We start from the raw sequence: 314 nt of genomic DNA, 5'->3' as shown, positions 1-314 counted from the left end.
ATCACCACGGCGGCGGCCCCGGAATTGTCCATGAGGAACGCCGCCTCGCTCTCGGTGAGCTGCGGCGAGGACGGCAGCGCCACGAGGCCGGCCGCCAGGGCGCCGGAGTAGACGAGGACGTAGTCGGCCTCGTTGCCCATCCGGATCATCACCCGGTCACCGGGCCTCAGGCCGAGGCCGAGGAGACCCGCCGCGATGCCGCGCACCGCCCGCTCGACTTCGCGGAAGCTGAGGCGGTCCGCGGTGCCGTCGCCGACCATCACCAGGGCGGTCTTGTCGGGACGCAGGCGCGCGTTCTCGGCGAGGCAGTACCG

Annotated in this window: 1 protein-coding gene; it reads right to left on the bottom strand. The window is 72.9% G+C overall.

Annotated elements, in window-relative coordinates:
- Positions 1 to 314, bottom strand: a 314-nt coding sequence (locus ACLBX8_RS31825; protein WP_447716427.1) for an AMP-binding protein, incomplete at both ends; no start/stop codon positions are given.

Source organism: Methylobacterium sp. D48H, from assembly GCF_053345715.1.
This window is presented reverse-complemented; position numbering and strand designations above follow the sequence as displayed.